The following is a 21,090-nucleotide window of genomic DNA, read 5'->3' on the forward strand; positions in this document are numbered from 1 at the left end:
GCGGCCGCGCGGGGCGATCCGGTCCCGGCGGGCCGGTCCCGCGGTCCGGTCAGCCGAAGCGGCCGTTGACGTAGTCGGCGGTGCGGGAGTCCTGTGGGCTGCCGAACATCGCCTCGGTGGGGCCGTGTTCGACGATCCCGCCGGGCGTGCCCTGCTCGGCGAGGAAGAAGGCCGTGCGGTGGGAGACCCGCGCGGCCTGCTGCATGTTGTGGGTCACGATCACCACGGTGACCTCGTCGGCCAGTTCCCTGATGGTCTCCTCCACCCGGCGGGTCGAGGTGGGGTCCAGCGCCGAGCAGGGCTCGTCCATCAGCAGCACCCGGGGACGGATCGCCAGCGAGCGGGCGATGCACAGCCGCTGCTGCTGGCCGCCGGAGAGCGCGCCGCCGGGCTGCCGCAGCCGGTCCCGTACCTCTTTCCACAGACCGGCCCGGAGCAGGCACTCCTCCACCAGCAGGTCCTTGGTCTGCCGGGAGGCGCGGGCGCCGGTCAGCTTCAGACCGGCCAGCACGTTGTCGTAGATGCTCATCGCCGGGAACGGGTTGGGCTTCTGGAACACCATGCCGATGTGCCGGCGGGCCTCGGTCAGCCGACGTCCGGCCGCGTAGATGTCGTCGCCGTCGAGCAGCACCTCGCCGCCCATGGCGGCGCCGGGGATCATCTCGTGCATCCGGTTCAGGGTGCGCAGGAAGGTGGACTTGCCGCAGCCGGAGGGGCCGATCAGGGCGGTCACCCGGCCGGCGGGCATGGTCAGCGAGACCCGGTCCAGGACCTTGTGCGTGCCGAACCAGGCGGAGACCGCGCGGGCGTCCAGGGTGGCGGGGCCGGGGCCGCGGACCGGGTCGTCGGTCACGGGCAGGACGGCGGTGGTCTCTTCGGGGGTGGCGATGTCGGTCACGGCGGGCACCTCGGGCGGTACGGAGGGACGGTACGGGGGTCAGAGCAGGTTGGGGAGCAGGCCGGTGATCTGGTCGGCCACCTGGAAGCCGACGACGGCGGTGACCGGCAGGAAGACGATCCACGCCTGGTGGCGGCCCCAGCGGTGCCAGGCCCACACGGCCGCGACGGCCACCGCGAGCAGCGCCTGGAGCCACAGCACGAGCTTCCACAGCTCCCCGGTGGAGGTGCCCATCGGCTGCTCGTCGGCGGGGAGCGAACCGGGCCGGATGACGGCGTCGGGGGTGTCGGCGGTCCTGGACACCAGATCGGCGTCCACCCGCAGCACACCGCTGGGCAGATACGGCGTCCCGGCGGCGGTGACCAGCACCACCCGGCCGCCCGCCGCGGCCGGCGGCGGCGGGACCGGGTCGCCGGCCCGGCGTACACCGAGCACCCGGAACCGGTGGCGGCCCTGGCCGGTGGTGACGGAGAAGGTGTCGCCGGCCCGCAGCCGGTCCAGGTCGCCGAACGGCCCACCGTAGGCGGCCGCCCGGCCCATCAGCACGCTGGTGCCGGCCTGGCCGGGCAGCGGGGTGTCGCGGCGGTGGCCGGCCCCGCCGGTCAGTACAGCGGCCGAGGTGCCCTCGGAGACCACCTCGCGCAGGTGCAGCCGGGGGATCTCCAGCAGCGCGAGCGGCGTGCCCGGGGCGAGCAGCCGGCCCTGCTGGTCGGTCTGGGCGACCGGCGCGGTGCCGTCGGCGAGGGCGGCGCGCAGCGCGTCGAACCGCTCCTGCTGCGCGGAGCGGTGCTGCACACCGCTGACCACGACGAGGTTGGCGGCCAGGCCGAGCAGCAGTACGGCGAGCGCGAGCAGCGCGCCACCGGCGAGCTGACGGGCCGCCGGGCGGGCGGACGAGGACGCGGCGGCCGGGCGGCCCGGCGTCGGAACCGGGGCCTCGGCCGGTGTCGGGACCGGCGTCGGGGCCGGGGTCGGCGTCTGCGTCGGAGCCGGGGGCGGGCCTGGCGTCTGCGTCGGGGCCGGAGTCGGGGCGGCCGGGGTCGGCGCCTTGTCGGGTTCGGGCGCCGGCGGCTCGTCGGGCTGCGCCGCCTGCGGCGGGGTCTGGTCGGTGACCGTCACGGCGGCCGGCCTCCTCGGGCGTCCAGGGGGTGGGTGGGGACGAAAGCTCAGGGGCGGTACGGGAGTACGGGAGTACGGGGGGTGCGGGAGCGCCGTCCGCGCGGACCGGCCGTGCGTACCGGCCGGGACCGCGCGTACCGCGGTGTGGCCCCTGCCCCGGCGGACGGGCGTCCGCCGGGGCAGGGGACCGGGGTCACTTCGCGGTGACGGTGAACTTCTTGCTGCCGGACTTCACGGTGCCCGAACCGGCGTAGGCCAGCTTCAGGCTGTGCTTGCCCTTCTTGAGCTTGGCCAGCGTGACGACGGCCTTGCCGTTCTTGAGGGTGGCGGTGCCGACGACCTTCTTGCCGTCGTAGACCTTGACCTTGCCGCCGGGGACGACGCCGGTGGCGGTGACCGTCACCTTCACCTTGGCGCGGGCCGAGGTCTTGACGGAGGCCGGGGCCGACGCCGAGACCTTCGGCGCGGCCTTGACCACGGTGACCTTGATCTTCGCCGACGAGGCGTTCAGCCGGCTGTCACCGGCGTACGACACGGCCAGCGTGTGCGTGCCGACCTTGAGCGTCCGGGACAGCGTGAGGCTGCCGCGGCCGTTCTTGTCCAGGGTGACCGTGCCGAGCTTGGTGCTGCCGTCCTTGACGGTGATCTTGCCGGTGGCCGTGGCCGGGCCGGTGGCCGAGAGCGAGAGCTTGGCCGAGGTGCCGTAGGCGGGCTTCGCCCGGGAGACGGTGACCTGCGTCTTGGACGCGGCCTTGGTGACGGTGAGCTTCGCGGAGGCGGTGGAGGCGTTCAGCTTGCTGTCGCCCGCGTACGACACGGCCAGCGTGTGGGTGCCGACCGCGAGGGTCTTCGGGAGCGTCAGCGACGCCTTGCCCGCGCCGTCCAGGGTGGGGGTGCCGAGCGTCGTGGCACCGTCCTTGACGGTGACCTTGCCGGTGGCCGTGGACGAACCGCCGACCGTGACCGAGAGCTTGACCGAGGCACCGTAGGCGGCCTTCGCCGGGGAGAGCGCGGCGGTGATCTTCGACGCGGTCTTCGGGACGTCGCTGACCGTACCGGCCGCCGTCAGGCTCGGGCCGTCACCGACCAGGTTCGAGGCGTAGACCTCGGCGGTGTAGGAACCGGGGGCCAGTTCGGCGGTCACCGAGGTGGCCGGGGCCTTGACGTCGGTGGCGAAGGCGACCGCGCCCTCGCTGTCCGTGATCAGCACCCGGTAGTCGGTGACCGGCAGCGCCGGGTCGGCCGGCGCGGTCCAGCTCACCTTGAGCTGCCGCGGGGCCGGGGCGCCGACGGTCAGACCGCCGACCGCGGGCGGCTTGATCAGCGAGGAGCTGTTGGTCTCCAGGCCGCCCAACTTGGCGTGGCCCTTCACCGAGGTGTCGACGGTGCCGTTGTAGGGCTCGTTCTTGAAGCCGAACGCGGCGATGGTCTGCTCGGCGTCGTCGGAGGCGATGGCGGCCTTGTGGCTGCCGCTGCTCACGAAGGTGTCGTACAGGCCCTTGTCGAAGAAGGCGCTGCTGGTGTCCACCGCGCGGGTGGGCACCACGTTGTAGACGTCACGGCCGAAGGTCGGGTCGTCGAAGAAGGTGCCGGCCGGGGAGAGCTTGCCGTCGGCGCCCTTGACCACGGGGCTGACCGGCGTGCCGGTGCCCAGGTCCACGGAGCCGATGAAGGCGCCGGCCTGCGCCGCGGTGGAACTGCGGTCGGGAGCGGTCAGGTTGTTCTGCGCGATCCAGCTCGCGGCGGAGAAGGGGACCAGGTCGCCGTCCTGCAGGACGATGTCGTTGGCCTGGTTCTCCTCGACGGTCTTGCCGCCGTCGGTGGTCTCCTTGACGTTGCTGCCGAGGTTGGTGACCCCGATGGCGCTCAGGAAGAACTTCCGGGTGCCGGAGCTGGACTGCGGGATGAACGGCCGGACCGGGTGACCGGCGACGCTGACGACCGAGCCGGAGTAGATCTCCTTGAGCTGGGTGGGCGTCAGGTTCTTCAGGAAGTCGCCCTTGGCGACGTAGCCGACCGCGTCACGGCCGAACGGGATGTAGATGAGGGTGGTGCCGGCCGTGGACGGGGCGCCCGACGAGCGCGCGAAGTCGACCTGACCGGCGATGTTCGCGGTACCGCTCGGGTCCTTGTCCCCGATCAGCGAGGCGCTGAGCGCCTTCTGTCCGGCGCCGGAGCCGTTCGGGCGGGTGAAGTCCACCCCGTTCGCCCGGGTCTTGATGGTGGCGGAGCCCGTCGCGTCGTAGGACGCCACGTTCGGCAGCACCGAGCCGGCCAGGGCGTTCAGCACGTCCTGGGTGGTGTCGGAGCCGACACCGACGTAGGTGCCGAAGGTGCCCGGCTTGGGGTCGGCGACGGCGGGTCCGGCAACCGTGAGGGTGCCGGCCGCGATCGCGGCGGTCAGGACCGCGACGATCGCGGCGGTGGGGCGCTTGGTGCCCATGTCTCTGTCTCCTGCTCGGGGACTCGTACTGCGTGACAAGTGCGGACCCGCCGGAACCGGCGTGCCGGTCTGGCAGGGTGGATCCCGTCGTTCGCCCCGACTCGCTCTCGGGGCGAACGACGTGTCTGCGGGGTGGCCAGGCCCCCGGCGGACCGGGCGCGCTGGGCCGGGCGGACCGGAGTCCGCCGCGCTCAGCCGGCCGGCGGCCGGCTGCTCCGTCCGGGCAGCCGCAGTCCGCGCAGGCGGGCGGGGACGACCGGGCGGGGGATGGTGACGGACCGTCCGCCGGGCAGCGGCAGCCGCAGCGGCAGCCGGGTGCCGCCGGCGAAAGGCGCGCCCAGTGCGGCGAGCAGCCCGAGGCCGGCGCCGATCGGCACCGCGAAGCGCAGCGCCGAGCCCGGGTCGGACGGGGTGATGCCGCCGGCCACCGGCACGGCCTGCGGCGAACCGACGGCCGGGGCGGAGGTGGGCGACGCGCTCGGCTTGCCGCCCGGGGCGGCGCCGCCGGTGCTCCCGCCCGCGGCGCCCGCGCCGCCGTCGCCGGTACCGCCGATGGAACCTCCGGCCGTGCCGCCGCCGGTGTCACCGGCGCCGCCGTCCGTCGTACCGCCGGACGTGCCGGAGCCGCCCGACGTACCGGAGCCGGTCTGCGGGGTGCCGGGTTCGGTCCGGCCAGGGGCGGGCTTCCAGGTCTCCAGCGCGGTCGCGGCCTTGGCCGCGTCGGCCCGCAGGCCGGACGGCAGCGGCGCGTAGCCGGCCGGCAGCATGCCGGGGCTGGTGCCGGGCTGCTGTCCGCTGCCCGCGGCGTACCGCAGCAGGTCCGCGTACTGCGTACGGGCGGCCCGGGGCAGTTCGGCCGGGCGGGCCGCGCCGTACACCAGCATGCTCAGCGGGTAGGCGCCCTTGGCCTTGGCGGTCGGGTCGATCTGCCGGACGCCGTCCACCAGGGCCGCCCGGTCGGCCGCGGCCACCAGTGCGGTCTGTGTCGGCGCGGTGAACTCGCCCGCCGGGTTGCGCAGCCGGGCGGTCTGGAGGCCGAACCGGGCGGCCGAGGCCGCGTCGGTGACGGTCAGCATGAAGCGCTGGCCGGCCACCTGCGGTCCCGGGGTCTTCCACACCGGCGGGGTGGCCAGCGGGTCCCAGTTGGACTTCCAGAGCTGGTCGCCGCGGCGGGTGCGCAGGGCGCCGGTGTAGAGGTCGTCCACATACGGGTGGAAGTCCGTCATCTTCTGCCGTTGGGTGTCCGGGGCGCCGCTGCCGGGCGGGATCGTCTCCCAGCTGTCGTTCTTCGGGAAGTCGTCCCGGTCGGCGGAGAAGGCGTAACCGGAGGGGTTGAGGTCGCCGTTGGAGCTGAAGAACGGGTTGACCCGCATGCCCCACTCGTCCGGCACACCGGCCAGGAACTGCCGGGCCTGCTTGTCCGCCAGGACCCAGCTCCACACCTGCCGGGCCAGGTCGCTGTGGCCGAACGCGGTGATCAGATCGGTGTCGGTGCTCGGGTTGGACGCGACCGACAGATCCGCGAACTCCTTGTTGTACGCGATGAACTCGGGGTCGGTCAGCAGCCCGGTCGGGTTGTGCAGCGCCCATCCGTAGCCCTTGGCGGCGACGAGTTGGGAGCCGCCGTCGGCGTAGTCGGTACGGACCGCGCCCCAGGGCGAGTTGCGGTACGACTCGGTGAGCAGCTTGGCGACCAGCCGCGGGGTGAGGTCCAGCGTGCCGACCCGGGTGCCGGCTCGCTTCTTGACGTCGGCGGGCGCGTCGGAGCGGGGCTGGCGCTCGATGTTGAAGCCGATCACCGCAGCGGACAGCGCGACCGGCGCGTAGGCGATGGGGTCGGCGGGCTTGGTCTCGCCGGTCACCGGCAGGGTGGTGAAGACCAGACCGTCGCCGGAGTCGGTGAGTTGGCCGCGCGCCTCGGAGTCCCCGACGGTGGTGTAGCCGAACACCGTGCCGGAGCCGCAGAGTCTGGCCTGCCAGCTGCCCATCGCGTCGGACACCAGCTCGCTGCCGGTGGTGTCCACCTCCTGCGCCCCCATCGCGCAGGTCGCGCCGACCGGCTGGAAGTCCAGCTCGACCGCGATGCGGTTGCGCCAGTTGGTCGAGGACACCGGGGAGCCGGCGTTGACCTGGGTACGGTCCTGGTACGGCTGTCCGTCCAGGTCCAGATGGCCCTGCGGGACGATCACCAGCCAGCAGGAGCGGCCGGTGACACTGCCGTCCGGGTGCCTGACCGGGGCGCCGCAGCCCATATGCGGCGCCTCCTCCTTGGTCTGCGCCTCGAAGAACTCCTGACCGGTGCCGTCGGCGCCGGTGCGGCCGAAGTCGATCTCGTTGGTGGTGTTGTAGCTGAAGAACTGGTTGTTCTGGGTGTCGCCGGTGACCACCGTGCCGTCGATCGACTTGAACGGCACCTCGCCGCGCCCGAGCGGACGGCCGGCGCCGTACTTGTCGTCCTCGCCGTAGCTGCCGGGGTCGGCGCTGTACGACACCTGGCGGGTGTCGTCGGCCTGGTTGCCCGGCCAGGTGTTGCGGCCGGTGGTCGGCGAGGCGCCGAACTGGCACTGGGTGCGCGGCGGTCCGGGGTTGCCGGGGACGGCGCCGTCGTCGTCGCCCCAGCACTGCATGATCTGCACGAAGTCGGTGTTGAACTGGGTGCCCGCGAAGGTGGTGGGCACACCGCCGGTCCAGGAGACGCTGATCGCCTGGTTGGCGAGGTCGCGGGTCTGGCTGACGGTGAAGCGCATGCCGCCGAACTCGCCGCGGCCGGAGACGGTCACGGCGGACGACTGGGCCGCCACCGGTTGCAGATCGGTCAGCAGGACGGGGGCCGTCTGGGCCACCGCCGCGCCGAGCACCGCGCCGAGGGCGGCGCCGGCCAGCAGGCGCCGGACCAGCCGGCGGCCGAGGGACGGCCGGGGTGACGGCCGGGATGGGGTCGTGGTCACCGCTTGCCCTCCTTGCGGTTGGTCAGGACGCGGGAGGTCGCGGCCGGCACCAGGACCAGGCCGAGCACGACGACCGCCGCGAGGAGCATCAGGGTCTGGGTGCCGCCCCAGCCGCTGGGACCGCCGACCGAGACCGGCTGGGCCAGCACCACCTGGCTGCTGTTGCCGCCGTTGCCGCCGCCCGAGGCGTCCCCGGTGCCGCCGTCGGCGGAACCGCCGCTGGAGGCGTCCACCGGCAGGCCGGTGTCCGGGTCGATGCCGCCCGCGCCGCCGGAGCCGGCGCCGCCGCCGCTCTCACCCCCGGCCGCACCGCCGCCCGTACCGCCGCCGGAGCCGGAACCACCGCCGCCGGCACCGCCGTTCGTACCGCCGCCGGAGGACGAACCGCCGGAGCCCGAGCCGGTGGAGCCGGAACCCCCGCTGCCGGAGCCGCCGTTCGTACCGCTGTTCCCGCCGCCGTTCGAACCGCCGCCGGAGCCGCCGGTCGTGGCGCCGCCGCTGCCGGTCGTGCAGGGCGCCGCGCCCTGCTTGTCGCACTCCTGCGGGAAGGGCGCCGACTTCGCCAGGGTGTTGGTGCCGTCGTTGCTGAACGTCGGGTTGTGGCAGCCCTTGACGTTGATGTTCTGCGTCTGCGCGCCCGGGATCCGGCGGATCTGGTCGAAGCCGGCCTGCACCAGGTTGATCGGCAGCGGCGAGTAGCCGAGCTTGGGCGCGTACTGCTGGCCCTGGCACATGAAGTAGTACGAGAAGGCCGCCAGCGTGGTGCCCTTGGCCTGGGTGAACTGGCCCTGCACCTTCAGCGGAAGGATCATGTACGAGTAGCTGGACAGCGGGTAGTTGCGCTTGTCGGTGTCGGTGTAGACGCCGCTGAGGTCCTGGGTGAGGTAGTCCGGCGAGTTCTTGTCGGTGTTGATCCGCGCCTTGATCAGCGACACCGCGACGTTGGCGGGCGTCGGCTCGGTGTAGTAGCCGGCGTGGTTGAGCACCTTCGCCACCGGGAAGTGCGCGTTCTTGGCGTACGAGTAGTTGACGTAGCCGATCGCGCCGTCGCCGTAGTCCTGTGCCACATAGCCGGCCACGCCGAGGTCGCCGGCCTGGGAGATCATGCCGGGCAGCGCCGGGTAGTACGAGGTCGAGCCGCAGGCGCCGGCCCGGCCCACCTTGCCGCAGTAGGTGTTCCACAGCGCGGTGTGCTGCTTGGACATCCACAGCGTGAACTGGGCGCTGGAGCCCGAGCCGTCGGAACGGACCACCGGCACGATCTTCTTGGCGGGCAGCCGCAGGCCGGGGTTGTCGGCGGCGATCGCCGGGTCGGCCCAGTTGGTGATGGCGCCGGTGAAGATCTTGGTGACATTCTCGCCGGAGAGCCGCAGATTGGTCAGCCGCTGGCCGTTGACCTTGAGGTTGTACATGAACACGGTGCCGCCGGCCACGATCGGCATATAGGCGTAGGAGCCGTTCGTGGGGTGCTCCGGAGCGGAGCCGTCGGTCGGGTCGGTCTGGAAGGGGATGTCGGAGACCGCGAAGTCCACCGTCCCGTTGAGGAACTGGTGCCGGCCGTCGGAGGAGCCGGTCTGCGCGTACTGGATCTCCATGCCGTACTGCTTGACGTTGCGGCGCCACTGGTCGACGGCGTTGAACGCCCAGGTCGAACCGGCGCCGGAGAGCGGGACGTAGCTGTCCGCGGCGGCGGGCTGGGCGCCGGGGCCGAACACCGAGGTGACCAGCAGGGCGAGGAGGGCCGCGAGCAGCGCGGCGGCCGGGGCTGAGGTGCGGCGGGGCATCAGGAGTTCTCTCCGGTAAGCGTGGTCGCGGCCGGGGTGGCGGAAGCGAGCAGCGAGGGGACGGGCGCGCGCAGGTCGTCGAAGCGCTCGACGTCGCGGCGGGACGCGCGGGCCGCGCGGCGGGCCTGGCGCTTGGACAACTGGCCGGGTCCGCGGCCGCCGATCACCCGGGCGATGGTGAACAGCACCAGCACCAGCGCCATCAGCACGGCCGCCGCGCCGAACCCGCGGGCCACCATGACCGGTTCGGGCGACTTGACGAAGGTGAACACGGCCAGCGGCAGCGAGACCATCGGGGAGTTCGTCGGGTCCGCGTTGACCGCCGCGGTGTAGCCGGCGGTGAGCAGCACCGGAGAGGTCTCGCCGATGCCGCGGGCGGTGCCGAGGATGACGGCGGTGGCCAGCCCGGAGCGGGCGGTGGGCAGCACCACGTGCCACACCGTGCGCCAGCGCGGGGCGCCGAGCGCCTCTGCGGCCTCGGTGAGGTTGCCAGGCACCAGCCGGAGTACGACGTCGGAGGCGCGGATGATGATCGGCAGCATCATCACGCTGATCGCAAGGCCCGCCGCCAGACCGGACTTGGGGAAGTGCAGGATCAGGATCCAGGTCGCGTAGACGAACAGACCGGCCACGATGGACGGCAGGGCGGTCATCGCCTCGACGATGGTCCGTACGAACCGGGCGAACCGGCCCCGGGTCTGGTTGAGGTAGACCGCGCAGGCGATGCCCAGCGGAACGGTGACGGCCAGCGCGATGGCGATCATGATCAGGCTGCCGATCAGCGCGTGCTTGATGCCGCCGACCGTGATCGGGTCCAGCGGGCCGGCCAACTGCATGTCCTGCGTGTAGAAGTTGGACCGCACCAGCGCCTCCCGCCCGCGCAGGAAGGTGAAGCCCACCACCAGCACCAGGCCGGAGAAGAGCAGCGCCGCGGCGGACCACAGCACCACCGTCATCAGCCGGTCCCGGACGGCCGGGCCGTCGTCCTCCAGCCAGGCCAGCAGCGCGTAGGCGCCGAGGGAGACCAGATAGCCGACGACCACGAAGCCCAACGGGCCCGACAGCGGGGCCAGTCGGCCGAAGAGCAGCAGCGCGGTGCAGAATCCGGTGGCGCCCGCGCCGAGGATGTTCAGCACCTCGCCGCGGGTCACGCCGCCGAGGGCGCGCCGCCGTTCGGTGGTGTCCGGTGTCCCGTCCGGGCGGCGGTCGACGACCGTGGTGGCGGTCGCGGCCTTGTCCCTGTTCTCGTCCTTGTTCTCGTCCTTGTCCAGCAGGACCGTCGTCTCGTGCATCTCGTCAGCCCTCGCTCTGCGCGCCGGAGCGGGACCGGGCGACGATGGTGGAGGCGGTGAAGTTGACCACCAGGGTCAGCAGGAAGAGCGCCAGGCCCGCCGCCATCAGCGCCGACATGCCGAAGTCCGAGGAGTCGCCGTAGTGCAGGGCGATCAGCGAGGAGACGGAGTTGGCGCCGGTCTGCAGGATGTGCGGCTGGATCTGGAAGACCGGCGAGATGATCAGGTAGACCGCGATGGTCTCGCCCAGCGCGCGGCCGAGGCCCAGCATCGTGCCGCCGATCACGCCGCCCAGGCCGTACGGCAGCACCACCGAGCGGATCATGCCCCAGCGGGTGGAGCCGAGCGCGTAGGCGCCCTCCCGCTCGCCGGCCGGCGCCTGCGTGAAGACCTCGCGCATCACCGAGCACATGATGGGCGCCACCATCATCGCCACCACGATGCCGGCGATGAAGGTGGAGGCGGTGTAGACGCTGGCCGAGGAGAGCGGGTCGCCCGGGTCGACACCGTCCACCCGCAGGAACGGCACCCAGTGGAACCAGGTGGACAGCCAGCGGGACAGCCCGATCACATGACCCTGGAAGAAGAACAGCCCCCACAGTCCGTAGACCACCGACGGCACGGCCGCCATCAGGTCGACCATCGCCACCAGGGTGCGGCGGGCCCGGCGCGGCGCGATCTCCGAGATGAACAGCGCGGTGCCGACCGCGAGCGGCAGCGCCACGCAGACCGCCACCGCGGCGATCAGCACGGTCCCGGTGAGGACCGCGGCGATGCCGAAATGGTGGACGTCGGGCTGCCACTGTTCAGTGGTCAGGAACCGCAGGCCCTGGACGCGCAGCGCCTGGCCCGCCCGCAGCAGCAGGAACAGGCCCACCGCCGCCATGATCGCCAGCACGGCGACACCGGAGGCGGTCAACTGCCCCCGGAAGATCCGGTCTCCGATTCCCTTGGCGACCTGCAACCGCCGGGGAGCGTCCTGTCCCCCGTCCGCCTCGGGCATGCGAGACACCACTTCTGTGGATGTCACGTGTCTTCCCCCCAGCATTCCGCGAGCGCCGAGGGGCTCGGCGCTCGGGAGCAGTCAACGGCGCAACGGTGTCCAACCCCCGTTGTCCACTTAAGGAGAAAATGAACAATTGATAGTGAGAAGTCGTGAGAGCCCTGTGAGGATCGTCCGATATCCGGCAAAAGCCGCTATTCGACGTCTAGTTGGTTCATACACGGATGACAGGGCGACCGGCGGGGCGGGACGTCGTGCCGCGTACGACTGCCCGTCACCGTTCGTATGTCCGCCCGGGGCCGTGGCGTTGCCGACGACACCGACGGGGATTTCTTTCGTCACCTGTTTGAACAGTGACGAATGCTGTGGGACGGTCGTCGCGCGGGCACCACCGGGGCACGGCACCGCGCACGGCCGTACTGCCGGGACCGCCCGCTACGGACAGGTCGGCACGTCGCCACGTACGGAGGGCTTCATATGATCAACAGGCGTACCTTCGGCAAGACCTTGGGACTGGGCACGGGGGTGGCCGCCGCTTCCGCGGCCGGTCTGCCGGGGCTCCCAACGGCCGCGGCGGCGACCGACTCCCCCGCCCGGAAGGGGACTTCGGCGCAGACCGCGCCGATGGCAGGTTCCGGCGCGCGCACCTCGTTCGCCGCGCTGAAGCAGGTCAGGGCCGGCCTGCTGGACATCGGTTACGCCGAAGCGGGCCCCGCGCACGGCCCCGTGGCGATCTGCCTGCACGGCTGGCCGTACGACATCCACAGCTACGTCGACGTCGCTCCCCTGCTGGCGGCGCGGGGCTACCGGGTGATCGTCCCGTATCTCCGCGGCCACGGCACGACGCGCTTCCTGTCCCGGCGGACGTTCCGGAACGGTCAGCAGTCGGCCGTCGCGCGCGACATCGTCGCCCTGATGGACGCCCTGCGGATCGAGAAGGCCGTGCTCGCCGGCTTCGACTGGGGTTCGCGGACCGCCGACATCATCGCGGCCCTGTGGCCCGAGCGCTGCAAGGCCCTGGTGTCGGTGAGCGGGTATCTGATCACGAACGTCGAGGCCAATCGGGAGCCGCTGGCGCCGAAGGCCGAGTACGCCTGGTGGTACCAGTTCTACTTCGCCACCGAGCGCGGCCGGCTCGCGATGGAGGACCCGGACAAGCGGCACGACCTGGCCAGGCTCGTCTGGGACACCGTCTCCCCGACGTGGGACTTCGACGACGCCACCTTCGAGCGCACGGCGACGGCCTTCGAGAACCCCGACTACGCCGCCGTGGTGATCCACAACTACCGCTGGCGGCTGGGCCTGGCCGAGGGCGAGCGGCGCTACGACCGCGACGAGCGGCTGCTCGCCGCGCGGCCGGCCATCGGGGTGCCGACGCTCACGCTGGACCCCGGGCGCGACCCCTTCACCGCGCCGGGCAACGGCTCGTCGTACCGGGATCGGTTCACGGGCCCGTACGACCACCGCACGCTGCCGGACATCGGCCACAACCTGCCGCAGGAGGCGCCCGCGGCCTTCGCCCAGGCGGTCGTCGACGTGGACGGCTTCTGACCGGCGCCGGGCCGTCGATGCGTGCGCGTGTGCGGACGAGCACGGTACGTAAGCACTGGGCGAGTGCGTCACCGCCTTGACAGGTGACGCGACGCGTGGGAGCGTGGTGGACACCGGAGCAGTACGGCGTACACCGCCACCGACCGAGCACCGACCGAGCGGAGGTCGACCGTGAAGAGCCTGAGCATCGTGAAGAGCGGGACGGTCATGGACAGCGCCGCGGCGGCGCGCCAGGCACGGTTCGGCGCCCTGCCCGAGCGCGTCCGCCACGAGGACCTGGTCGAGGAGAAGCCGGTCTCGGCGAGGGACGCGGCCGGGGACGCGTACAACCCCGAGAAGTCGTTCGTGTCCTACTCCTGCCTGGCCCTGGACCTCGGCCTCTGACCCCGTCACCGCCATCCGTTCCGCATGGAGGGGCACCCCGCGACACACGGGGTGCCCCTCTTTACTCACGGGCCCGGCGCGGCCGCCGCTGTTACGATCGCGGTGACGCCGATCGCGTCCAACACCTCTGCGAGGAGACCAGACATGGCGGGTGACGACGACATCTCCGGGTGAGACCCGGAGCTGACAGGCCACCGACCGGTGCCCAGGAGCACCGCCGCCGTGGCCGTTTCGCCGTCCCCTTTCGTCCGCGTTCTGTCCGCGTTCCGTCCATGTCCCGGGCATCGCTGTGCGCGTGCCCGTACATCCCCCTCCGAGGTCTCCTCATGTCCGACGCCTCCGTCATCTGCTCGAACCTGACCTTCTCCTGGCCCGACGGCACCCCCGTCCTCGACGACCTGTCCTTCACCGTGGGCAGCGGTCGTACGGGCCTGGTCGCGCCCAACGGCTCGGGGAAGAGCACCCTGCTCAAGCTGATCGCCGGCGAACTGCGCCCCTCCCGCGGGTCCGTGACCGTCAGCGGCACCCTCGGCCATCTCCCCCAGACCCTCCCCCTGACCGGTGACCTCACGGTCGCCGAAGTCCTGGGCGTCGCCGCGGTGATCCGCGCGCTGGACGCCGTGGAGTCCGGCGACGTCGGCGAGGAACACTTCGCGGTCATCGGCGACGACTGGGACATCGAGGAACGCACCCGCGCCCAGCTCGACCGCCTCGGCCTGGCCGGCCTCACCCTCGACCGCGCCCTCGGCACGCTGAGCGGCGGTCAGGTCGTATCGCTGGGCCTGGCCGCCCAACTGCTGAAGCGGCCCGACATCCTGCTGCTCGACGAACCGACCAACAACCTCGACCTCGACGCCCGCCACCGGCTCTACGACACGCTGGAGGACTGGAACGGCTGTCTGCTGCTCGTCAGCCACGACCGGGCGCTGCTCGACCGCATGGAACGCGTCGCCGCACTCGACGGCGGCGAACTGCGGCTGTACGGCGGCGACTACACGGCGTACGAGGAAGCCGTACGGGCCGAGCAGGAGGTCTCGGAGAAGAACGTCCGCAGCGCCGAGCAGGAGCTGAAGCGGGAGAAGCGCGAGCTCCAGCAGGCCCGCGAACGCGCCGAGCGCCGTACGAACAACGCCGTCCGCAACATCAAGAACGCCGGGCTGCCGCGCATCGTCGCCGGGAACAGGAAGCGTGCGGCCCAGGAGTCCGCGGGCCGGGCCGGCCAGACGCACGCCGACCGGGTCAGCGACGCCAGGTCCCGGCTGGACGAGGCCGGGCGCGCCCTGCGCGACGACCAGCGCATCACGCTCGACCTCCCGGACACCGACGTCCCCGCCGGCCGTACCCTCTTCCTCGGCGAGGGGCTGCGTCACGGCGAACGGGCGCTGTTCGCCGCGGAAGGGGTCGACCTGACCGTCCGCGGTCCCGAGCGCATCGCGCTGACCGGCCCCAACGGCTCGGGCAAGACCACGCTGCTGCGCCTGGTCAACGGCGATCTCGCCGCGGAGGGCGGGCGGATCAGGCGGGCCGACGGCCGGATCGCCTATCTGTCGCAGCGGCTGGACCTGCTGGACCCGGACCGTACGGTGGCCGAGAACTTCGCCGCGTTCGCCCCTCTCCGGGCGGAGGCGGAGCGGATGACCCTGCTCGCCCGCTTCCTCTTCCGCGGCGCGCGGGCCCACCTCCCGGTGCGGGTGCTGTCCGGCGGCGAACTGCTGCGCGCCACCCTGGCCTGCGTGCTGTGTGCCGAACCGGCACCGCAGCTGCTGCTCCTCGACGAGCCGACGAACAACCTCGACCTGGTGAGCGCGGGCCAGCTGGAAGGCGCGCTGGGCTCCTACCGGGGGGCGTTCGTGGTGGTCAGCCACGACGAGCGCTTTCTCGCCCGGATCGGCGTGGACCGCTGGCTGCGGCTGGCCGGCGGCGAGCTGTCGGAGACGGGGGCGCCGGAGGTGTGAGCGCCGCCGAGGTGCCGGCCCCGGCCCTGCGGCTCCTGAGTCGCGGGGGTGGGGGCGGGCGGGGGCCGGGGGTGCCCGGTAGCCGTCCGGGAGGCGAGGGTCCGGGGGCCCGGTAGCCGTCCGGGAGGCGGGGGTCCGGGGGGCCGGGGTCCGGGGGCCGGTCACCGTCCGGGATCGTCACCGCTTCGACAGGTGACGATCCTTGCGGGCCCGCCTGTCACCTGCCAGGATGGTGATGTGGACCTCAACCATGTCTTCGTATGCGGAAACCCGGCTCTCGACTTCGTCGCGACGCTCCGGGCCCGGCGTTCGCAGCGGTTCGAGATGTTCTCGTCGCCCGAGCGGCTGAACGCCTGGTACCTGGAATCCGGCATCGTGGACGCGGTCTCCCCCGCCCGGCCGGCCGACGTCGAGCAGGCGACGGCCGTACGGGAATCGGTCTACGAGCTGGTCACGGCCCGCCGCCTCGGCGAGGACCTCACCGACGACGCGCTGGCGGTGCTGAACGGCGCGGCCCGCAAGGCCCCCGCGATCCCCCGGCTCACCCCGTCCGGCCGCTGGACGGAGGCGACGCCGGACGAGGCGCTGTCCACGGTGGCCCGCCTCGCCGTCGAGTTGCTGGGCGGCCCGGACGTCCCGCTGCTCAAGGAGTGCGACAACCCGGAGTGCACCCGCGTCTACATCGACCGCTCGCGCGGTACGCGGCGGCAGTGGTGCGGGATGGAGTCGTGCGGCAACAAGATCAAGGCCGCCGCGTACCGCGCCCGCAAAAAGTCCGCCCACCCCACCACGGCCTGACCCCGGCGCCCACCCCCGCCCGGCGGAACCCGGCCCGGCGACCTCACCACGTCGGCTCGCCCTGGCTGAGTGCGGCGTACGCGGCTTCCGCGGCTCTTCCGCTCGTGGTGTCGGCCGGTGCGTGGCGGAGGAACCCGGCGGTGTCCCCGCTGTAGGTGAAGCGGCCCCCGTCGAGAACGGAGACATGGTCGGCCTCCTCGGCGAGGTCGGCCACGTCGTGGGTGGACATCAGCACCCGCCGCTCGGTGGCGATGTCGCGCAGCACATCACGGAAGACCCGCCGCTGGCGCGGGTCCATCCCGGCCGTCGGCTCGTCGAGCAGCAGTACCCGGGCGTCGTGCACCAGGGCGGAGGCCACTCCCATCCGCCGCAACTGGCCGCCCGACAGGCCGCTTGCCCTGGTGTCCGCGCGGTCGGCGAGTTCGACCCGGCCGAGAGCCGCGGCGGCGGCGTCCCACGCGTCCCGGCGGTTCATCCCCTTCAGCCAGCCGACATAGGCGACCTGCTCGCGGACGGTGTGCCCGGTCATGGCCGTGATGCGCTGCGGCATCCAGGCCGTCGCCCGCCGGTATTCCGGTTTGTCCGCGGGTATGCCGTCCAGGGTGACCGTGCCGGAACGCGGCCGGGTCACGGAAGCGGCCAGCTTGAGGAGCGTGGACTTGCCGGCGCCGTTCGGCCCGAGCAGCAGTGTCAGGCCGTCGGGCAGCCGGTAGTCGAGGCCGTCGAGCACCGGCCGCTGCCGGCGCAGGCGTTGGGTGTAGGCGTAGGTGCAGCCCTTGAGTTCCAGGGTCATTCGGCGTTCCTCGCGCGTTCGCTCGTACCGACAAGGAGGTGCGCGGCCAGGCCGACGGCCACGACGGCCGTACTCGCCGCCGCCGCGTAGACATCGGACAGTGGCCGGGCGACGACGGTCCAGGCCAGCGGGTGGCCGTTGCGATAGCCCGCCTCGGCGACGGCCATGATCCAGACCACCGGTACGAGGACCGCCCGCATGCCCAGCAGCGGACGCAGACACAGCGTCAGCCCGCACAGGAACGCGGTGTTCCGCCCGGCCTCCTGCGCGGCCGAGGAACCGGTGAGACCGCCAACCGCCGCAGCGACAAGGGCCGTTGCCGCGAGCAGGACAAGGACGAGGACGGCGTCCAGGACGAGAACCCGCCGGATCCCGCTGTCCTCGGCCCCGTCGAGCCGGGAGCCGAGGCACACCATCAAGCCCGCGCACACCGGCACCGGGACCAGCAGCGCGGTCACCACCGTGCCGGAGAACGAGGGCAGCAGGGCGGGCAGTTCGGCCGAGGAGTCCCGTACCACCAGCAGGAACACGGCGAACACCGCCAAGGTGAGGGGCAGTACGGTGTGGGCCCGGCGCGCCTTCCACCACAGCGGCATCAGCCGGCCACCGCCGAGGACGTGACGCAGGCGCCGTCCCGCGTCTTCACGTACCAGGCTGCCTGCGCGGCGACCGGCATCTTCTCCACGGAGACAACCGTGCGGGCGGACTGTTCAAGAGTCCGCCGCTGGGCCGGGGTGAATGCCTCTTGCCGTTCCCGCCGCAATGCGGCATTCCTGGTCCGGGTCAATCCGCCGACCCAGAGGTCGATCCGCTGTTCCGCGCCGCGGTCGAGATGGTGGCAACGCGGCACGGCCGCCAGGTGTGCCATCTGGAAGCGCATGCTCTCCTGGTCCCGGGTGCCGGTCAGGGCGAGATACCACACGTGAGAGGTGGATGACTGCGGATAGCGTCCGTCGAGTATCGAGTCCACGATCTTCCGCGGTACGTCCACGGAGACGTTCAGCCGTGCCAAGTCGCGTGATACGGCCCGGTAGTCGGCCGATATCTCCTCGGCTTTTCCGTCCGTCACCCGCGGCAGACATATCTGCGGCCGGATCCCCGTGCACGAGACGGGCGCACGGCCCCGCAGAAGTGGCGGCGACGCTCCCCAGTCGGCCACGAGCGCGTACGACGACAGGGTGCAGGCCGCGGCCACGACCACGCCTGCGGCGACACGTACCGGCCATCGGTTGCGCAGCAGAGCGAGAAGCCCCAGCGCGGTGGCGATCCCGCCGACGAACAGCACATGGGAGGCGAGGGAGGAGAAGGCCGGTAACTCCCCGAACATCAGCGTCGTCGGGTACTGCCCCAGGACGTGCCGGATCCACATCGGATCGGAGAAGGACCAGGAGGCGGCGACCGCGTACCACACGGCTGCCGCCAGGACCGGCGCCGCCACGAAGTGGCTGACCACCAGGCTCGCGGTGAACCCGATGACGCTGTAGGCGACGGTGACCGCCATGGTCATCGCGATCAGCGGCACACAGGACACCGACGGGGTGGCGCCCGCCCGGATCAGCAGGACGGCGGCGGGCAGCAGCAACGTCAGCCAGGCCAGCGCCCAGACGGGGACCAACGCGCCCACGGCTATGCGGGCCCGTGACCGGAGCGGGGCCGAGACCCACACACCGTCCCGTCTCAGCCGTCCGCTCTCCCAGCCGCCCAGGCAGGCGGCCACCGCATAAGCGATGGGGTAATGGCTTTCGAACCCGTAGGAGACGATCGCGGGAGCATATCCATGGAAACCGGAAAGCCCTGTTTGCCTTTGCACTCTGTAGTAGAGGACCAGGAGAGCCGCTACGGCGGGTGCCGCCCATGTCGCGCTGTTGGCGCGCACGCCGACCGGGATCCTCACAGAAAAACTCCGCAGAATGTATGGACGCACCGGAATCCCGGCGGCGATCTCTCGGTGTCTCGCGCGGGTTACCGGTGGACACCGTGATTTGTCGGCGAGCCTTTCCCGGCCAAGTCCCGGCTTCCTCGCCAATCGATATAAATTATCAGACCGGTACGGGAGTTGTCCCGCGACGGTTTATCCGGAGGTTCACAATCCGTTTGCACCGCCTTACGCCGTCTTACGTCTCGTACGGCCGGCGACCGATTCCTCGGGGTGAGGGTCAGATGGCGCCGTAGGTGCGGGCGAGGGTGCGTACGGTGGCCACCATCGCCTCGCGCAGTTCGGCCGGCGCGACGACCTCGACTTCGGCGCCGAGCCGCAGCAGTTCGCCGCGGGCGTGCGTGACGCTCTCGGTCGGGATGACGGCCTCGATCCATCCGTCGTCGCCGACAGCGATCGCGGTGGACTCAACCGCCCGCACCACCTCCGGGGGGACATTGTCGGGCAGGCACCGGCGCCCGAGCGGGGACAGCCGCACGGTCGCCGTCCCGGTGTGACGGCGTGCCTGGAAGTCGTCGAGGTAGGACTTCCAGTACGCGCCCAGGTCAAAGCCCTCCGGCCGGTCGAACCGCTCGTCGGCGGGTACCGCGTGCAGGACTTGGGCGACCCGGTAGGTGGCGATCCGGCTCTCGCCCACGGCCACGACGTACCAGACACCGGACTTGAGCACCAGGCCGTAGGGGCGAAGGCGCCGCTCCACCTCCTGCGGCGCGGTCCACCGGCGGTAACGTACGTCCACCGCATGCTGGTTGAGCACCGCGTCGACGAACACGCCCAGATACGGCGTCTCTTCGGGCTCCCGGTACCAGCCGGGGGCGTCCAGGTGGAAGACCGCCGCGGTCCGCGCCGCCTGCTCGCGCGGTCCCGTCGGCAGCGCGGCCAGCAGCTTCAACCGCGCCGCCGCCAGCTCCGTCGCGAACCCCAGGTCGGCGGCGGGCCCGGGCAACCCAGCGAAGAACAGCGCACGCGCCTCGCCCTCGCTCATCCCGGTGAGGCGGGTGCGGTAGCCGTCGAGCAGTTGATAGCCGCCCCCGCGGCCGGGCTCCGCGTAGACCGGAATCCCGGCGGTCTGCAACCGTGCCAGGTCGCGGTACGCGGTACGCACGGATACGCCCAGTTCGTCGGCGATCCCCCGCGCGGACATACGGCCGCGGGATTGCAGCAACAGCAGCACCGACAGCAGTCGACCGGCAGACATACGCGCATTCTCGCCGGAACCCTGACAGCATCTGGCACGTGGGTCGCCTAGCGTCTGCCAGTACGGGGAGCCGGGCGGGCGCGCACCTGAGGGCGACCGCCACGGAAGAGCCCCGACGTACCGAAGAGGAGCCCGCCGTGTCCCCAACCGACCCCGTCGGCAACCCTGTTGGCGACCGCATCGGCAATCCCATGGTGATCGAGCTTCGTCAGTACACGCTGCGTCCCGGCCGCCGCGACGAGCTCATCGAGCTGTTCGACCGGGAGTTCGTCGAAACGCAGGAAGCGGTCGGGGCGGTCGTGCTCGGCCAGTTCCGGGACCTGGACGCCCCGGACCGCTTCGTCTGGCTGCGCGGATTCCCGGACATGGAGGCGCGACGGCATGCGCTGACGGCGTTCTACGACGGGCCCGTCTGGGCCGAGCACGGGCCCCGGGCCAACGCCACGATGGTGGACTCCGACGACGTCCTGCTGCTGCGGCCGCTGTCGGCGGGGAACGGCTTCGCGGACTCGGCGGTCTCAGCCGTCTCAGCCGCGGAACGGCCGGAGGTCGGCGCGCCGGCCCGGGAACGTCTCGTGACCGCCACCATCTGGTCCTTCCCGCCCGGCCGGCAGGACGGCGCGAGGCTGATCCGAGTACGAGTTGATCCACTCGGCCCGGGACAGCGCGGAGGCGACGCGTATCAGCACCTGGCTCCACGCTTTTGACTACCTGCGCGGCGACGACGACACCTTCACCCGCGCCCTGGAGGTCCAGCGCCGCGCGCTCAACGCGGGCTTCCACCATTCCCTGTCGCTCCCCGACCTGCTCATCGCCGCCACCGCGGAGCTGAACCGGCTGACCGTCCTCCACTACGACGGCGACTTCGACATGATCGCCTCCCTCACCGGCCAACCCACCGAATGGGTCGTCCCGCCCGGCACCGCCGACCACCGATCGTCGTGTCGCCAGTCGTCGGCTGTGCGGCCGGACGCGTGGATGAGTCCCC

15 protein-coding genes and 2 pseudogenes are annotated in these 21,090 nt (G+C 72.1%); 6 read left to right on the plus strand and 11 right to left on the minus strand.

Translation table 11 applies throughout. The annotated features are described in order from the left end of the window. Positions 1 to 49 precede the first annotated feature (49 nt). The 7 genes from OHA30_RS14010 to pstC form a co-directional block, all read right to left on the minus strand. Positions 50 to 814: a phosphate ABC transporter ATP-binding protein gene (locus OHA30_RS14010; protein ID WP_328917859.1), complete on the minus strand. Its 765-nt coding sequence runs from the start codon at positions 812 to 814 to the stop codon at positions 50 to 52. A gap of 123 nt (positions 815 to 937) precedes the next feature. After that, the gene (locus OHA30_RS14015; protein WP_328914172.1) at positions 938 to 2,017 is read right to left on the minus strand and encodes a sortase; all 1,080 of its coding nucleotides are present in this window, start codon (positions 2,015 to 2,017) and stop codon (positions 938 to 940) included. A 193-nt stretch (positions 2,018 to 2,210) separates the two neighbouring features. After that, entirely contained in the window at positions 2,211 to 4,460 is a 2,250-nt protein-coding gene (locus OHA30_RS14020) for an Ig-like domain repeat protein (RefSeq protein ID WP_328914173.1), read from the minus strand. A gap of 191 nt (positions 4,461 to 4,651) precedes the next feature. Beyond that, positions 4,652 to 7,408, minus strand: a complete 2,757-nt coding sequence (locus OHA30_RS14025) for a hypothetical protein (protein WP_328914174.1) — start codon at positions 7,406 to 7,408, stop codon at positions 4,652 to 4,654. Next, positions 7,405 to 9,192 (minus strand): phosphate ABC transporter substrate-binding protein PstS, encoded by a 1,788-nt coding sequence (locus OHA30_RS14030; protein WP_328914175.1) that lies wholly within the window; start codon positions 9,190 to 9,192, stop codon positions 7,405 to 7,407. The genes OHA30_RS14025 and OHA30_RS14030 overlap by 4 nt, the downstream gene beginning before the upstream one ends. Beyond that, positions 9,192 to 10,484 carry a phosphate ABC transporter permease PstA gene (pstA, locus tag OHA30_RS14035; protein WP_328914176.1) on the minus strand — a complete coding sequence of 431 codons (1,293 nt, stop codon included), beginning with the start codon at positions 10,482 to 10,484 and terminating at the stop codon, positions 9,192 to 9,194. The genes OHA30_RS14030 and pstA overlap by 1 nt, the downstream gene beginning before the upstream one ends. 4 nt (positions 10,485 to 10,488) lie before the next feature. Beyond that, positions 10,489 to 11,487: a phosphate ABC transporter permease subunit PstC gene (pstC, locus tag OHA30_RS14040; RefSeq protein ID WP_328914177.1), complete on the minus strand. Its 999-nt coding sequence runs from the start codon at positions 11,485 to 11,487 to the stop codon at positions 10,489 to 10,491. Positions 11,488 to 11,964: 477 nt separating this feature from the next. Between pstC and OHA30_RS14045 the strand changes: the two genes are divergently transcribed. From OHA30_RS14045 to OHA30_RS14060, 4 genes are all read left to right on the plus strand, one after another. Further along, a complete protein-coding gene (locus OHA30_RS14045) occupies positions 11,965 to 13,038 on the plus strand; it encodes an alpha/beta fold hydrolase (protein ID WP_328914178.1) in 1,074 nt (357 codons plus the stop codon). A gap of 171 nt (positions 13,039 to 13,209) precedes the next feature. After that, entirely contained in the window at positions 13,210 to 13,422 is a 213-nt protein-coding gene (locus OHA30_RS14050) for a hypothetical protein (protein ID WP_328918107.1), read from the plus strand. A 326-nt stretch (positions 13,423 to 13,748) separates the two neighbouring features. After that, positions 13,749 to 15,377, plus strand: a complete 1,629-nt coding sequence (locus tag OHA30_RS14055) for an ABC-F family ATP-binding cassette domain-containing protein (RefSeq protein WP_328914179.1) — start codon at positions 13,749 to 13,751, stop codon at positions 15,375 to 15,377. Positions 15,378 to 15,614: 237 nt separating this feature from the next. Beyond that, the gene (locus tag OHA30_RS14060) at positions 15,615 to 16,175 is read left to right on the plus strand and encodes a CGNR zinc finger domain-containing protein (protein WP_328914180.1); all 561 of its coding nucleotides are present in this window, start codon (positions 15,615 to 15,617) and stop codon (positions 16,173 to 16,175) included. A 43-nt stretch (positions 16,176 to 16,218) separates the two neighbouring features. Here the strand turns inward: OHA30_RS14060 and OHA30_RS14065 are convergent, their stop codons facing one another. The 4 genes from OHA30_RS14065 to OHA30_RS14080 form a co-directional block, all read right to left on the minus strand. Continuing rightward, on the minus strand, positions 16,219 to 16,968 hold the full coding sequence (locus OHA30_RS14065; RefSeq protein ID WP_328914181.1) for an ATP-binding cassette domain-containing protein: 750 nt from the start codon (positions 16,966 to 16,968) through the stop codon (positions 16,219 to 16,221). Continuing rightward, a complete protein-coding gene (locus tag OHA30_RS14070) occupies positions 16,965 to 17,564 on the minus strand; it encodes a hypothetical protein (protein WP_328914182.1) in 600 nt (199 codons plus the stop codon). The genes OHA30_RS14065 and OHA30_RS14070 overlap by 4 nt, the downstream gene beginning before the upstream one ends. Next, positions 17,564 to 18,592, minus strand: coding sequence for a hypothetical protein (locus tag OHA30_RS14075; RefSeq protein ID WP_328914183.1), 1,029 nt, complete (start codon positions 18,590 to 18,592; stop codon positions 17,564 to 17,566). The genes OHA30_RS14070 and OHA30_RS14075 overlap by 1 nt, the downstream gene beginning before the upstream one ends. A gap of 532 nt (positions 18,593 to 19,124) precedes the next feature. Beyond that, entirely contained in the window at positions 19,125 to 20,102 is a 978-nt protein-coding gene (locus OHA30_RS14080; protein WP_328914184.1) for a helix-turn-helix transcriptional regulator, read from the minus strand. A gap of 191 nt (positions 20,103 to 20,293) precedes the next feature. On the opposite strand from OHA30_RS14080, the pseudogene OHA30_RS14085 reads away from it, so the two are divergent. Then, a pseudogene (locus OHA30_RS14085) lies at positions 20,294 to 20,737 on the plus strand (NIPSNAP family protein); the annotation flags it as partial. Further along, a pseudogene (locus OHA30_RS14090) lies at positions 20,733 to 21,032 on the plus strand (PIN domain-containing protein); the annotation flags it as partial. The pseudogenes OHA30_RS14085 and OHA30_RS14090, both read left to right, overlap by 5 nt. Positions 21,033 to 21,090: the final 58 nt, after the last annotated feature.

The sequence above is a fragment of the Streptomyces sp. NBC_00223 genome, assembly GCF_036199905.1.
Lineage (GTDB): Bacteria > Actinomycetota > Actinomycetes > Streptomycetales > Streptomycetaceae > Actinacidiphila.

Bases quoted from the DNA above. Each gene is read 5' to 3' on its own strand.
- OHA30_RS14020 (WP_328914173.1), bottom strand. From the start codon at position 4,460: ATGGGCACCAAGCGCCCCACCGCCGCGATCGTCGCGGTCCTGACCGCC.
- OHA30_RS14030 (WP_328914175.1), bottom strand. From the start codon at position 9,192: ATGCCCCGCCGCACCTCAGCCCCGGCCGCCGCGCTGCTCGCGGCCCTC.
- pstA (WP_328914176.1), bottom strand. From the start codon at position 10,484: ATGCACGAGACGACGGTCCTGCTGGACAAGGACGAGAACAAGGACGAG.
- pstC (WP_328914177.1), bottom strand. From the start codon at position 11,487: ATGCCCGAGGCGGACGGGGGACAGGACGCTCCCCGGCGGTTGCAGGTC.
- OHA30_RS14045 (WP_328914178.1), top strand. From the start codon at position 11,965: ATGATCAACAGGCGTACCTTCGGCAAGACCTTGGGACTGGGCACGGGG.
- OHA30_RS14055 (WP_328914179.1), top strand. From the start codon at position 13,749: ATGTCCGACGCCTCCGTCATCTGCTCGAACCTGACCTTCTCCTGGCCC.
- OHA30_RS14065 (WP_328914181.1), bottom strand. From the start codon at position 16,968: ATGACCCTGGAACTCAAGGGCTGCACCTACGCCTACACCCAACGCCTG.
- OHA30_RS14070 (WP_328914182.1), bottom strand. From the start codon at position 17,564: ATGCCGCTGTGGTGGAAGGCGCGCCGGGCCCACACCGTACTGCCCCTC.
- OHA30_RS14080 (WP_328914184.1), bottom strand. From the start codon at position 20,102: ATGTCTGCCGGTCGACTGCTGTCGGTGCTGCTGTTGCTGCAATCCCGC.